General features: G+C 44.0%; 11 protein-coding genes. 6 read left to right on the forward strand and 5 right to left on the reverse strand.

Annotated features, from left to right (window positions below):
- The first annotated feature begins 27 nt into the window (after positions 1-27).
- On the forward strand, positions 28-1,017 hold the full coding sequence (locus DWW10_RS24590) for an HlyD family secretion protein (protein ID WP_022393844.1): 990 nt from the start codon (positions 28-30) through the stop codon (positions 1,015-1,017).
- A gap of 19 nt (positions 1,018-1,036) precedes the next feature.
- Positions 1,037-3,490 (forward strand): ABC transporter permease, encoded by a 2,454-nt coding sequence (locus DWW10_RS24595; RefSeq protein ID WP_022393843.1) that lies wholly within the window; start codon positions 1,037-1,039, stop codon positions 3,488-3,490.
- On the opposite strand, the gene DWW10_RS24600 is transcribed toward DWW10_RS24595, so the two are convergent.
- Entirely contained in the window at positions 3,472-4,068 is a 597-nt protein-coding gene (locus tag DWW10_RS24600) for a cob(I)yrinic acid a,c-diamide adenosyltransferase (protein WP_118223915.1), read from the reverse strand. The genes DWW10_RS24595 and DWW10_RS24600 overlap by 19 nt on opposite strands.
- A gap of 26 nt (positions 4,069-4,094) precedes the next feature.
- A complete protein-coding gene (locus DWW10_RS24605; RefSeq protein ID WP_022393841.1) occupies positions 4,095-5,432 on the reverse strand; it encodes a cobyrinic acid a,c-diamide synthase CobB in 1,338 nt (445 codons plus the stop codon).
- Between the two features lie 159 nt (positions 5,433-5,591).
- On the opposite strand from DWW10_RS24605, the gene DWW10_RS24610 reads away from it, so the two are divergent.
- Both DWW10_RS24610 and DWW10_RS24615 read left to right on the forward strand, forming a co-directional pair.
- The gene (locus DWW10_RS24610) at positions 5,592-7,022 is read left to right on the forward strand and encodes a RapZ C-terminal domain-containing protein (protein WP_022393840.1); all 1,431 of its coding nucleotides are present in this window, start codon (positions 5,592-5,594) and stop codon (positions 7,020-7,022) included.
- 175 nt (positions 7,023-7,197) lie between these two features.
- Positions 7,198-7,938 carry a nucleotidyltransferase family protein gene (locus tag DWW10_RS24615; RefSeq protein ID WP_061434864.1) on the forward strand — a complete coding sequence of 247 codons (741 nt, stop codon included), beginning with the start codon at positions 7,198-7,200 and terminating at the stop codon, positions 7,936-7,938.
- On the opposite strand, the gene DWW10_RS24620 is transcribed toward DWW10_RS24615, so the two are convergent.
- Positions 7,933-8,922, reverse strand: a complete 990-nt coding sequence (locus tag DWW10_RS24620; protein WP_118422408.1) for a DUF4369 domain-containing protein — start codon at positions 8,920-8,922, stop codon at positions 7,933-7,935. The genes DWW10_RS24615 and DWW10_RS24620 overlap by 6 nt on opposite strands.
- 144 nt (positions 8,923-9,066) lie before the next feature.
- Between DWW10_RS24620 and DWW10_RS24625 the strand changes: the two genes are divergently transcribed.
- Positions 9,067-10,950 carry a DUF4139 domain-containing protein gene (locus tag DWW10_RS24625; RefSeq protein ID WP_022393837.1) on the forward strand — a complete coding sequence of 628 codons (1,884 nt, stop codon included), beginning with the start codon at positions 9,067-9,069 and terminating at the stop codon, positions 10,948-10,950.
- Positions 10,951-11,023: 73 nt separating this feature from the next.
- Here the strand turns inward: DWW10_RS24625 and DWW10_RS24630 are convergent, their stop codons facing one another.
- A complete protein-coding gene (locus DWW10_RS24630) occupies positions 11,024-13,429 on the reverse strand; it encodes a glycosyl hydrolase family 18 protein (RefSeq protein WP_022393836.1) in 2,406 nt (801 codons plus the stop codon).
- 17 nt (positions 13,430-13,446) lie between these two features.
- The gene (locus DWW10_RS24635; protein WP_118422407.1) at positions 13,447-14,343 is read right to left on the reverse strand and encodes a DUF6562 domain-containing protein; all 897 of its coding nucleotides are present in this window, start codon (positions 14,341-14,343) and stop codon (positions 13,447-13,449) included.
- A 265-nt stretch (positions 14,344-14,608) separates the two neighbouring features.
- Here DWW10_RS24635 and DWW10_RS24640 point away from each other — a divergent pair, with 265 nt between their 5' ends.
- The gene (locus DWW10_RS24640) at positions 14,609-15,187 is read left to right on the forward strand and encodes a DUF4251 domain-containing protein (protein WP_022208811.1); all 579 of its coding nucleotides are present in this window, start codon (positions 14,609-14,611) and stop codon (positions 15,185-15,187) included.
- Positions 15,188-15,255: the final 68 nt, after the last annotated feature.

Genomic DNA, 15,255 nt, shown 5'->3' on the forward strand with positions numbered 1-15,255 from the left:
CCTTGTCAACTATAAATTTATAACAATATGGAACTATCAAAAAAAAGCATCAGCACCGCATTTGTCATCATATTGGCAATCACCATACTTGTCTCTATCCTGGGAATGGTCCTTATGAGTCATCAGCCCCTCGTTCTTCAGGGACAAATAGAAACCACGGAAATCCGTATCAGTGGTAAATTACCGGGACGAGTAGATTCATTTCTTGTCCGTGAAGGAGACTGGGTAAAGGCAGGCGATACACTTGTCGTCATCAACAGTCCGACGATAGAAGCCAAATACAGGCAAGTAAATGCCCTCGAGCAAGTAGCCCAGGAACAGAACAAGAAAATCGACGCCGGTACACGCCGACAGATCATCGCCACCGCCCAGCAGCTCTGGAACAAAACCAAGAGTGACCTGACCCTGGCACAAACAACTTACGGGCGCATCCTGACACTTTATAAAGACAGTGTCGTCACCTCCCAGCGGAAAGACGAAGTAGAGGCCATGTACCGTGCCGCACAAGCTGCCGAACGCGCCGCTTACGAACAATACCAAATGGCAGTAGACGGAGCACAAAGCGAAGACCGCGCATCGGCACGCAGCATGGTAGATGCTGCACGCAGTACAGTAGATGAAGTATCCGCCCTCCTTGTCGATGCACGTCTGACAGCACCGGAGGCGGGACAGATTTCAACTATATTTCCCAAGCGTGGAGAGCTTGTTGCACCAGGCACACCTATCATGAACCTTGTCGTTATGAATGACGCTCATGTTGTACTCAATGTACGCGAAGACCTGATGCCACTGTTCAAGATGGACGGTATATTCCACGCAGATGTCCCTGCCATCGGCCGGAAGAACGTAGAATTCCGTATTTATTATATCAGTCCGCTGGGTAGCTTCGCCACCTGGAAATCAACCAAACAGACGGGAAGCTATGATATGCAGACCTTTGAAATACATGCCCGTCCCACGCAAACAGTAGAAGGATTGCGTCCGGGAATGTCAGTACTGCTTACTATTAATGATTAACCGATAATCTGTGTGAATGATGAAAAGTCCGTTATACAATGTACTCCACCGCGAACTTCGCCGTATGACCTCCCGCAGGTTATACCTCGGCGTATGCCTCGTACTGCCCCTATTCTGCTTATTCTTCATGGCAACCATTTTCGGTAGCGGACAAATGGAGAACATTCCTATTGGCATCGTCGATCAGGACAATACTGCCACATCCCGGCAAATCGCACGAAATATATCTGCCGTACCTACTTTCAGCGTCACACGGCATTTTACCGACGAAGCCGCCGCCCGGCAAGCCGTGCAACGCAAAGAAATATATGGTTACCTGTCTATTCCTACCGGCTTTGAACAGCATGCTACAACAGGAATGGATGCCACACTTTCTTACTACTACCATTATGCTCTCCTCTCCGTGGGTAGCGAGTTGATGGCAGCTTTCGAAACCGCGCTGGCACCTGTCGCTCTCTCTCCCATTGCCATGGAAGCTATATCTTTAGGACTCAACCAGGAACAGATAACCACATTCCTCCTACCTGTACAAGCCAGTATGCATCCTCTGTATAATCCCGACCTGGATTATTCTGTTTATCTGAGCCAACCTTTTTTCTATGTCCTGTTCCAGATACTTATTCTGTTGATGACAGTATATGCCATTGGCAGCGAAATCAAGTTCAATACAGCACAGGAATGGCTGACCACAGCACGAGGGAATATTCTGACTGCCGTCATCGGTAAACTATTGCCTTATACATTCATCTTCTCAGTAATCGGTATATTGGCAAACTATATCCTTTATGGAGTAGTACACATTCCTTTCCACGGTAGCCTGCTGATGATGAACCTCATGACACTGATCTTTATCATCGCCACGCAAGCACTCGCAGTGTTTATATTTTCCATCTTCCCACGGATAGCATACATTATCAGTATCGTATCCATGATCGGTTCATTAGGCGCTACTCTTTCGGGTGTCACCTTCCCCGTAACAAGTATGTATCCTCCGGTACACGCAGCATCCTATCTGTTTCCCGTCCGGCACTTCACTGAAATCTCACAGTCGATGATTTATTTCGATTCGGGTTTCGGGTATTACTGGCAATCAGCAGCTATACTTTTGCTTTTTCCACTACTGGCATTATTGATACTGCCGAGATTGAGGCACTGGATTTTGAAAGATACAGTAGAAGAAGATTCAGCCCCTATCCACAGTACGGCATATTCCCCCTCAATAGCCACTATCATTTTCAGGGAATGGCGTGCCATCAGCACCAATGCAGCAATCCTCCTGGTATTAATAGGCGGAATCTTTGCTTACGGTCTTCTCTATAACCTGATGTATGCTCCCAACCTTGTACGGAAAACCCCGGTTGCAGTTGTCGACAATTCTCATTCGGCTCTCAGCCGCGAATATATCCGGTTACTCAATGCCACTCCACAGGCCTCAGTCTACGCACTGACACCCAATTATCTTGAAGCAAAAGAGTGGCTGAAGCAGAGCAAAGTAGACGGTATTCTATATCTTCCTGCCGATTTCGACGCCCGCGTCGGCCGTGGAGAGCAATCGGTCTTTAGTGTTTATGCCGCAACGGATGCTTTCCTGAATTTCAAGAATCTGCAAGAGGCTTCTTCCCGCGTGATGCTTGCCGTAAACGATGCACACCGTGCAGAGGGTGCCGTATTCTTGCCACCACAGGGATTACTGGCAGTAGCCTCATCCGCACCTGTCAATGTGTCGGGTACAGCCTTATATAATTATACCGAAGGATATGGTTCATATCTTATTCCGGCAGTTATGATTATCATTATCTTTCAGACATTACTGATGGTAATAGGAATGGTGACGGGAGAAGAGGCAGAACGAAACAGACGCCCTATCTTCCCGAAGCAATCTCAATTCTCCTCCTCCCGGGAGGTTGTTCTCCCCCGACTAACGGGGGAGTTAAGAAGGGGTAAGTACCCGAAGGGGGAGGTGGTAGGTAAGCACAAAAACCTTACTTGGCGCCAAGCATTATATAATGTTTCCGGAAGAACCTTCGTTTACGTTATGCTTTATTTCATCTTTGCCTTATTCTTATTAGGCTTACTCCCCCATTTTTTCAGTATCCCTAATATTGGAAACGGCAGAGACATTATCACAATGATAATTCCCTTCCTGATAGGAACGAGTTTCTTCGGACTGGCTGCATCACGTTACTTCACGGACTCAGAAGCACCTTTACTGATGATCGCCTTCTTCTCCGTAGGCTATATCTTCCTGTCCGGCGTCTCTTACCCGCTTGAACTGATGCCATGGTATTGGCAGGCAGCACACTACGTAGTTCCGGCAGCACCTGCCGTGCTTGCCTTCGTCAAACTGAATTCAATGGGAGGAGATATGGCAGATATCCGTCCGGAAATGATAACCCTGTGGGTACAAGTGGTAGTGTACTTCTTGTTGAGTTTATGGGTATTCAAGAATAAACATTATCGTTTTCGTTTATAAGCAAATGATTGCCACCGTTCCTCATCCCATCCCTGGCGTTGCATTTCCATACGGGCCATAACAAAGAACAGGTCGGAAAGTCGATTGATAAAACGCAATATATCTTCCGGTACAGGATCTTCCCGATTCAGCGTCCAAAGCCTGCGTTCGGCACGACGAGCTACGGCACGGGCAAACTGTAATTGAGCCGACACTTGCGTTCCACCCGGTAACAGGAAATAGCCATTATCTTCAAGCTGAAGCATCATTGCGTCCATAGCCTGTTCGCACTGCACTGTCATTTCCACAGCATGAAGTTCGTTGGGATTGCCACTACCCGGTCTCTCCGGATCTGCATCCCGTAAGCCGGAAGGGGTTGCAACATGGCTCATCACCACCATCAACTCACGTTGTATATCATGGAGTAATTCCTGCCATGCATCTTTCACCGGAAGCAACGACCTGACAATTCCTATCACCGTATTCAGTTCATCAATGCAACCATTGGCTTCAATGCGGATATCATCTTTCGGAACACGCTCTCCACCGTGGATGCCTGTCATTCCTTTATCTCCTGTTTTAGTATAAATCCTTCTCATAAATTACAGGTATATCTTACATTATTTCACTCTCCCGGAACTTGTTCGAATAATGACCAAATTCCCGTTTCTCCCCAATACAAATGCGTATAACTCGCTATCAGATTTTTATAACAAAACACGGCTGTATTCACGGGGTGTCCTTTAGCATTATAAACTTGTACAGCCGAAGCAAGCTTCTCATCCTGCTCAATGATCTGCGAATAATGAAACTCATGTCCACGCAGCTTCACCCCACGAAAATCAAAGCTTCTATACCCCATTGCCAAACGCATATCATCCTTGCAAGCGGAAACTTTCATAGGTAATGCATCTACCATTTTGAAAGCTGTATAGGGATCTTTGCACATCACCAGTTCCGAAGCCAGATACATCATACCGCCACATTCAGCAATTGTTTTTCCTCCCCGCTCAATATGAGCCTTGACTGAATCTATTACACGGGGGGCTGCACTCAATTGAAGCGCACGATTTTCCGGATAACCTCCGGGCAGATAGAGCAAATCCACATTATCCGGTACTACCGCACTGTTATCTTCCGGATCGAAGAAAGTAACCGTACCAAACTGATTCAGGTAATCAAGATGTTCAGCATAGATAAAGGAGAAACTTTCCTTATTGCGTGCCACCCATATATTTCCGGATAGAGAGACATTCTTTTTGACTTCTGTGGTGACATCCACCCCCCGGCGTGTGATCTGCAACAAGAGATCCAAGTTCAATTGTGCGTCTAGCTGCTTCAGCAGTGTCTCAGTGATACCATCTTCATCTTTACGACTGAAATCCAGTCCCAAGTGCCTGCTTTCCTCTTTCAAAGCATCGAATTTCCGCAAGCAACCCAAACAAGGTACATTCAGATCATCGCAAATCTCACGCAACATTTCCTCATGACGGTCGCTCCCTGCCTGATTGAAGATAACGCCTGCGACTTCCACTTGCGGATCAAAATCCAAATAACCTTTAATCATAGCGGCCAGTGAATAAGCGGCCGATTTAGCATTTACCACCAACACAACAGGAAGATTCAAAATCTTTGCAATCTCTGCTGATGAACCTTTACTACGGTCGTATCCGTCGAACATGCCCATCATACCTTCTACGATACAGACATCCGCATCTTTGGCATGTGAAACATACACTTCATGCATATGTTGTTCGGAAGCCATAAAAGGGTCCAGATTGTAAGACGGAATTCCGCAAGCTTTTTCATGATACTTCGTGTCGATATAATCCGGCCCGCACTTATAGGGCTGTACACGTAGTTTTTTCTGCGTCAATAACGTCATCAACAATCGGCTGACAGTGGTTTTTCCAGTGCCCGAAGTAGGCGCCGCTATCAGAAATTGGGGAATATATCTTATCATGCATACTTGAGTTAACGAGTTAACAAGTTAACAAGATACAAGGGCAAAAGCCTTGTCAACTCGTATCTGAAATCCTTGTCAACTAAATTTCTTTCCCGCAAAGGTAGTATATATTCCCTAAAACTCTTACCTTAGCTGCCCAAATAAAAGTAAATTACTATGATTACTGAAGAACTCAAGAAATTATATTGTACGTATACCGGACACGAGCCGGAAGCTATTGAAGAACTTCCTTCATCCGGCTCCAACCGTCGTTACTTCCGCCTTACGGGCACCCCTACCCTTATCGGTGTCAGCGGGACTTCCCTCGAAGAGAATCAGGCTTTCCTCTATATGGCAGACCACTTCCGCAAGAAAGGACTGCCCGTGCCACAAGTCGTAGCAAAGAGTGATAACGATGCATTTTATCTGCAGGAAGACCTGGGAGACACTCTCCTGTTCAATGCCATCGAAAAAGGGCGTAAGACCAGTGTTTTTGATGAAGAAGAAAAGCAGCTTCTGCGCAAGACAATGCGCCTGTTGCCTGCCATACAGTTCTCCGGTGCAGACGGAATGGATTTCTCATACTGTTACCCACAGTCGGAATTCAACAGCCGCAGTATCTTATGGGACTTGAATTACTTCAAATATTGTTTCCTGAAAGCTACCGGAATGGAGTTTCAGGAAGACCGCCTGGAAGATGATTTCCAGAAGATGGCGGACGTATTGATGCGCAGTAGTTCGGCTACATTCATGTATCGTGATTTCCAGAGCCGGAACGTTATGATTAAAGAAGGTGAACCATGGCTCATCGACTTCCAAGGCGGACGCAAGGGGCCTGTTTATTATGATGTGGCTTCCTTCCTGTGGCAAGCCAAGGCCAATTATCCTGAGAGCCTTCGCAAAGAGCTTTTAAAGGAATACTTGGACTCCCTGTGTAAATACCAGCCTGTGGACGAGAAATATTTCTATGCTCAATTACGCCATTTCGTATTGTTCCGTACCATGCAAGTGCTGGGTGCTTATGGCTTCCGTGGCTATTTCGAGAAGAAACCCCATTTCATCCAAAGCGTCCCCTTCGCTATTGAAAACCTGCGACAGCTATTGCAGGAACCCTATCCCGAATATCCGTACCTCTGTCATGTGCTGAAAGAACTTACTGAGCTGAAACAATTTACTGACGACCTCCAGAAGCGCCGCCTTGTAGTAAAGGTCACCAGTTTTGCATATAAAAAAGGTATTCCTGAGGATTCCAGTGGCAACGGTGGTGGCTTTGTATTCGACTGCCGTGCCGTAAACAACCCCGGTAAGTACGACCGTTATAAACCCTTCACCGGACTGGATGAACCTGTTATCCGCTTCCTGGAAGATGATGGAGAAATAACCACGTTCCTCGAACATGTATACGGTCTGGTAGATGCTTCCGTGAAACGATATATGGAACGCGGATTTACAAACCTTTCCATTTGTTTCGGATGCACAGGTGGACAACACCGCTCGGTTTATTCAGCACAACACCTGGCAGAACATCTGAACCAGAAATTCGGAGTACAGGTAAATCTGATGCACAGGGAACAGAATATTGAACAGACTTTTAAAGCGAAAAACTAAAGAATAGTAGTCTATTTTTCCTCATTCCTACTGTTCCGTTTCCTGTCAAGTCCGTACCTGCTCCGTATCTATACAGACGGACTTGGTACGGCCCAGACAGGGACTTGATACGGAGCAGATAGGTAGAGGATAAGAATATTGGTCTAAACTTCCGATAATTCAAGAAATAAAAAGAATGAAAGCAATGATATTTGCCGCAGGCCTCGGCACCCGCCTGCGCCCACTGACAGACAATATGCCCAAGGCACTTGTCTCCGTAGCAGGCAAAACGATGCTGGAGCGTGTCATCTTAAAACTAAAAGATGCCGGCTTCCATGATATCACCATAAACATCCACCATTTTGGAAGTCAGATTATAGACTTCCTTCGTGCAAACCAGAACTTCGGCGTGGATATTCATATCAGTGACGAACGGGGTGAACTGCTGGATACCGGTGGTGGTATTAAAAAAGCCCGTCCTCTGCTGGAGAGCAACGAGCCTTTTCTTATACATAATGCCGATATCCTGACAGACCTGGATCTCAATGCTTTCTACCACCACCATCTGGAAAGTGATGCAGATGCCACTCTGCTCACGAATCACCGGAAAACATCCCGCTATCTATTGATGGATCAAGATAACCGCCTTTGTGGTTGGACGAATCTTTCTACAGGCGAAGTACTCCCCAAAGAACTCGATTATCCCAGCGATCATTATCAGTTGCAAGCCTTTGGTTGCGTCCATGTTCTTTCTCCCTCTATTTTCCGTTATATGGAAGATGAACGCTGGACAGGGAAATTTTCCATTATTCCGTTTTATGTGGATATCTGCCCGAAAGCACGCATTCAAGGATTTCCTATAGACAGCGAAAACTGGTTTGATGTGGGCAAGCCAGAGACACTGGCAAAGGCAGAAGCCTATTATGCGTCTTTATAAAACAGGTTTCATCTTCACCAACTGCCCCTGGGCATCAAATAAGTATTCGTAATTGAAAGAACCGTAAATACGATACTCCCAGCGGGCACTTTTCTCAAAACGGCGACTGTCATCCAGGATGGTCGCCTGATAGTCGGTCTCCAGTTCATGAATGAACTCTTTAGATTCCGGGGCCTGGTATCTATAAGTGGGGACAATTACACGTATATCGGGATATTGCTCTCGCAGATTTTTGATTTCTGTACGAACAGCATCTTTTTCATTGGGCTTCAGAAAAAAGAGTAAACACACAGGATGTCCCTGCCCTGCAATGTCCGAAAAGAGCAAACTGTCTTTCTCTGCATACTCCACTTGTTTGAAGTCAATAAAATGATCTCCCGGCTTCAGGCTACGGGTAGCATCCAGCATCCGTTTCAGTCCTATCAATACAGATGTACTGTCGCGCATTTGTGAAGGAGTTTTCTGATACAATGTCTCCAGTTCATCCGGATAGATCGCTGCCCAACGATCAAACACCATCCATCCAATTGCGTTCCGGGCATTGTCGAATACAAATTGCCGCGTAGCTTCCAGCGGAAAATCATCTTCATGCCAAAGTTTCCAAAGACGTACGTTTTGTGAATGGGGATTGGTACTTTTATCCGGTACAGGCATTGTCGGTGGGACTACATTTGTCAACGTCAGTTTTCCTCTTTCTGGATAAAAGAAATTCATGCTACCGGGATGCTCCATTCCATAGATATGCAACGTATCTTCTTTTCCGGAAAATGAAACTTCTCCGTTTCTGATAATAGCGAAGTCCAAGGGAGCTTTCCCATAATCACGGTCACCCGTCATACGGTCGGCACCATATCGCCACAGGTAGACCGTATCTCCTTCGTAAGCGCCCAGTCCGGTGCAATGCACAGTAAAAGTCTGTTCTTGCGATTGGCAACTGATGAGTCCCAGAAACAAAGAGTAAAATATCCATTGATTGATTTTCATAAAGCCCAGATAGATTGAGTAAACAAACACATTGCACAAAAGAACAATCTTTTCAGTAAAGATGCAAGCAAAAAAGACAATATATAAAAGCATTTGTTAATGAAATATCCATATATTTGTGACATAACATTAAAAAGACTGACAATGAAACGACGGAGATTAGGACTATGGGCATGTTTCTGCTTTTGTGCAGCCACCACCCTTATGGGACAAAACAAGGTGAAAACTACTGCCGAAAAGGTAATGCTGTTCATTGACGGCGCCCAAGTGACGCGTACCAAACAAGTAGATATTCCGGCAGGAAATTCAACGCTCATCTTTACCGGATTATCCCCTTATATGGATGCACAAAGTATGCAGGTCAGTGCCAAGGGAAAAATCACCGTTACGGCAGTCAACCGACAATACAACTATATAGACAGCCTTGCCGTCAGCGAAAAACAACAAAGCCTGCAAAAGGAACTTAAAAAAATAGAGAAACAGCAGAAAGAACAGAATGCCGAGCTTGGACTTATCAATGCCGAATATGAAATGCTGAAAACAAATTGCTCCGTCAGCAATAAGAATACCGCTACTTCTCTGGCCACTATCAAAGAAGTGAATCAATATTACTCCGGGCAGCTGAAAGCTCTGAAAACAAAAGAACTGGCTATCAATGAACAGATAGCCGAACTTGCCATCAAACAGGGACAACTGAACTCTGAACTGGCACAACTAAGCGGTAAATCTCTAACCCCTATGAGTGAAATTATGGTCAATGTAAATGCGCCGGCAGCTTGCAAAGCTACATTCACTCTGAACTATTATGTAAAAAATGCCGGTTGGTTCCCCTCCTATGATGTTCGTTCCGGTAGCCTGGCCGAGCCTATCTCCATCGTTTACAAAGCCAATATCTTTCAGAATACCAAGGAAGAGTGGAAGAACGTAGAATTATCCCTTTCCTCCTCTAATCCTTCCACCGGAAGCGTGGCCCCCACTCTGTCTACTTACTGGTTGGATTACGGGCTTGCAGCACCACGCTACAATTTGAATCTCAATGGAAACACTGTTTCAGGAGTCGTTCTTGACAATGAACGTATGCCCGTAATAGGTGCTACCGTTACCATTCCGGGGACTACGATAGGAGCCATCACCGACATAAGCGGTAAGTATTCCATAACTATTCCCAATGGACAAAACAAACTTCAATTTTCATATATTGGCTATCAGACTCAGACCAGAGATATACAAGGAAGTATTATGAATGTTACCCTTCAGGAAGATACACAGATGTTGGATGAAGTAGTGGTAGTAGGTTACGGCGCTGAAAGGAAATCTCTTATGGCAGGTGCTGTCTCCGGTCTTAAGGTAAACCATAAAAAAGATATTCAATACGAAGAAGAGGCCAGCATGGCCCTCGACGTTGAACAAAACCAGGGACAGATGGGCTACGAATTTGAAATAAAAGTGCCCTACACCATTCCTTCTGATAACAAGCCTGTAGTTGCTGAAATCGGTCATTACGAATTACCCGCTTCCTATACTTACCAAAGTACTCCGAAGATAGATAAAGATGCTTTCCTGATTGCCCAGGTAACCGATTGGGAAAAGCTAAACTTACTTGAAGGCGAAGCAAATGTTTACTTTGAGAATACTTTCATTGGCAAGTCCATTATGAATGTCACCCAACAGAACGACACACTATCTTTCTCTTTAGGTCGTGATAAACGTATCATGATACAGCGTACGAAAGAGAACGAATATACCTCACGCAAGTTTATGGGTTCCAATCAGACGCAATCCATTGCATGGAAACTTTCTGTCCGCAATACGCGTCCAGAACCTATCAATCTTACGCTTTACGACCAACTGCCTGTATCACGCAACAATAACATTACCGTAACAGCAGAAGAAATCAGCGGCGGCAGTCTGGATGAAGCGAAAGGCATCATCACCTGGCAAATAACCTTACAGCCCGGCGAACAACGTGATTTAGCTTTACGTTATAAAGTGAAGTACCCTAAAGGGCGAAACTTAATAATAGAATAACACTTTTTCTTATAATCCAAAGACAAGTTGATAGACCATCTGCTCCATACAGGCAGATGGTCTATGCAACAGATTATTCTGCTGCCGCTTCTTTCATAACTTTCAGCAATGATAGCGAGTTTGTAAAAGGTACATCCGTAGCCAAATCCCAGCTCATGACGCCACGCATATTCTGTTGGCGGGCATAGCGGGTCTTTATCTTGATATTAGTCTGCCCATCAAACAGATACTCTTTACCATTATATGTCACAGTATTCTGATCAGGACTGGTAATCAGATTACCATTAACGAAAGAGCTATAGGCCTGTGTAGCAGACTTATCACTGGTAGCTCCAATAAACGGAAGTCCGGCAACGATCTTCTCATTCGGAATACCACCGTTGCTGATTACAGTCTGCAGATCAATCTTATACTGTTCCACCGGATAGCGGTCGGGAGAAGGACCATAACATTGTATGGAAATCCAATCCATCTTGGATATTGCCTCTGCTGATATTTTATAATATAGCGGGTGTAAAGTCGGAGAAATGATACGGCTTCCTGTTCCGTCTTTCAAAGCTATAAGCGCATTGCTTACATTCGTGAAATCAGCATCCGATGCAGGCCATTCAAAATCAATATCTGCGCCATCGATGTCATATTTATCCATTACACTCTTCATATTCCGTACGAAATCAGTAATAGAGGCTGAATTAGCACACATATTCTTCCAGTTTCCTCCGGCTACTCCCAAACGGAACAGAATTTTCTTACCGCCCAGTTTTGCACGGATATCTTTCATTATTTCCACCCACGTTTGTGAATCTTTTCCTTTATCAGATGCATCGTCATATTTCCAATAAGCTAATGTCTTTGTCGCATTCCAGTCACCTTTGAAAGTTAGTTCCTTGTCTTTATAAGCGGCAGGATTACCAAAACCAATTCCTGAGAAAAAGGTTTCATCCAGTTTTCCTTTAAAATTAGTACCTAATAGTGTGGAAGCGCGGAAAGGAAGAGTCCCGGTATTGGATATAGCATCCGCTGTTTTAGTAGCATCAATGGATAGAGTGATGGCTTTGGAAGCATAAGATACACCTACATAATGCCAGGCTCCAATTTCTAATCCTGTAGCAGTTAAATCAGAAACGACTGTCCCTACGGTAAATTTCAATTTCTCCGGTGTATCCCCCAGTTGCAACGAGACCGTATTCTCTCCAACCGTTTTACTGAACACCACAGCATCCGGCGTCCACTCATCAATATACATCCAGGTAGCAAAGGTGAAAGCTCCCATTGCTCCGGTCGCATTGTTCATCAAATGAGGCCCGGCATTCATTTCTCCTGTTCCGTCAAATGAAATCACGCCGCTACGTCCAGCAAAAGACTCCAGATGAGTCACTCCACCCGTAAACGTAGCATTATTCTCCGGAGTCTCAAAGTACAATGTTCCGTCTCCATAGGGTTGGACTACCATATATATAAGATCATTGCATGCTAACATACTTTCAGTAGAAATGTCTCCTTTCTGATAAAAATTTCCACGGATATACGAGCTTACAATGAAAGGTTTGTCTCCATCTACTTCCGGTGTTTCAAAATCAGCATCAATAGAACAAGTCACTTGTACTGAAGAAGTGTTTTCCACAGGACAAATCAGATTGGTTTTATAATTGGTAGTGAAAGGCACATAGTCTACTTTTAAACTTTTGAGTGCTTCTCCCGTAGCATTATCTGATGCGAAGAAATCCAGGTTTACATCATACAGGATACTTCCCTCCTGATAACTGGCTCCGTCAGCCAATGGATGCGTAAACAGATAATCGAAAATCAATACTTGATTGGCATCCGCTGATAAGGTTTTAGCCGAAAGAATCTGTTCGGAAGCAGTTCCTGTTATATCACCTTTAGTGACATCATAGGCAGTATATACCGAAGGATACGTAACCTTGGCACTTTGTACACCTGCATAACTGCCTTTTACGTTCATTAGAGCAAACGGACGTTTCAAGGTCATTGTCACTTGCAAAGCAGAGGAGGTTACATCAGCAGCCTTCGCACAAAAAGCATCCCGTGCCGGAGTATTCAGTACCCATTTTTCTTTCATGATACTGACATTCTGCAAAGATTGTGTGTTATAGAACTCATCTTCCACGCTTGTCAGTGTGGAGTTGTCTGTCCCACTACTAACGAAATCGGCCCAGGCAACCAAAGTAAACGTTTCATCAGTAGCCAAATCTAAATTAAAGTCGGGGGTAGTTTGTGGAATGCGCTGTATCAGAGTCAATGTACCGTCCGCCTCGTTCTGTTTATAGATTCCCAAAACATAACGCAGATGATATCCGTCGACTGCCGGAAGTGCAGAAACTCCACGGGTAGTGACTGCATCCATTGATAAACGTACACTTACATTTTGTTTGTAATCGATGGCACTCTCTGCATCTTTACAACCCATTAACCATAGAGAAAAGAATACATACCACAATAAGAATTTGATTTTCATGTTGTTAAATTTAAAGATTAATTAATTATTATATCGATCTCTCCTGTTATCTCTCCGTCAATAATATTGCTCTCTCCCAAGTCTGCCATTTCCACATGTTTAGTGATGTGCCGGGCAGCTTCCAACGAAAATGAAATGGAGGGGGCATGATATACAATTCCTCCTTTGGAATTACCTATCGTTATTCCCATATCCAGGGAACTGGTCTTGCCTTTATTCATGAACAGGCAATCCGATGCAACAATATATTTATCCCTTTCTTTCTGTATCCCGTCATATCTCATGGTGGGATTTGCCAGAGAAGCAACACAACGCCCGGACAGAACATCATAAGCGATAGGCAGGTAACCTTTATAAGTCAATATAGCGGTCATTCTCTCATCAAGACTCTCCTCCTTCAGATCAGTAGTCAGTGTATAAGAAGACAGTGGAGAATAAAAATCCAGATTACAAATTTGCTCTATCGGACTATCCGGGAATATTGTTAAAGGCAGAACGGCTGCATAGGCTTTCTTATCCATACCAGCCACTTCGCTTTTCATACGTACAGACCTTAAATTTTCTGTAATATAGTATGGAGAGTCTTCTGTTATCCGATAATCTATCCATGCCAGAAGATAGTGTTCTCCAGAGGGCAGATTCAGCTCAAGTAAAGGATATTTCATGTCTTTTATTGATCTGGCGGCTGTTGTTTCTATGAAAAAAGAGTGCTGTTGGACTTCTACATTATTTCGAATAACAGAAACAATGCAATGAGGAAGGACATCGGTATTATCATTCTCAAAAAGTGAATCGATGATTCCATTTACAACGACTTTATAGGATTGATCCGGATCATATATACCTTCATCTTTTTGATGGCAGGACACCAATAACAGAATGAAAATATATCCGCACATATTACGTATCTTCATAGTTTTACTAATATAGAATAGGGCTAACAATAAATTCATGGAGACAAAATTAGAGGGCTATCTGCTTACAGAATGTACAATAATCACTATTTTTACATCCAAAAATCGCTATTTAAGGCATTTTCAATATAAAATGTATTCAGGAAAGAAATAACATAACAGTGTATTACTTATAATAAATATTAATTCATATAATATTAATATAGGTCACATGCATCCTTTTCATTTTTTGATTGTTTATTCTAACAAAAGAAAGAAAGAAGTTATGAAAAAGATTATCGTATTATTGATGTTGGTTTTCATAGGTGCATCTACAACAATCTATGCACAGGAAAGTAAAAGTGAAAGTCGTCGTGCTGAACGTAAAGCACAACGTGATGCAGAAAAAGCTCGGGAGAAAATAGAAGAAGAACGAGCATACACTGATGCAGTACAAGCCATAAAGGAGAGAAAGTTTGTATTGGAAGCGGATCGTGTGACATTCAAAAGAGGCCGTAGTGCTTTTGTTACATCCAATACCAATTTTATCCTTTTAAATGGTGACCGGGCATCCGTACAGATTGCTTTTAACGGTGCCTTTGCTGGTCCTAATGGAATTGGAGGTGTTACAGTGGATGGCACTGTAGGTGAAGTAAAAACCACCACCGACAAAAAAGGGAATGTAACTTGCAATTTTAGTGTGACAGGTGTAGGAATCTCAGCACAAGTCTCTATCAGGCTCACTCATGGCCGCAACAATGTATCTGCCACAGTAAATCCTAATTTCAACTCGAATAGATTAACACTGGACGGTAAACTCGTTCCATTGTCCGAGTCGAATATATTTAAAGGACGGTCGTTCTAATTATTGTAATTGAACACTTGCGGCTGCGAGAGCCTGCGCTTGTACAAGTGAACGTTCACACTTGTACA

Source organism: Bacteroides intestinalis (genome assembly GCF_003464595.1).
Taxonomy (GTDB): Bacteria; Bacteroidota; Bacteroidia; order Bacteroidales; family Bacteroidaceae; genus Bacteroides; species Bacteroides intestinalis_A.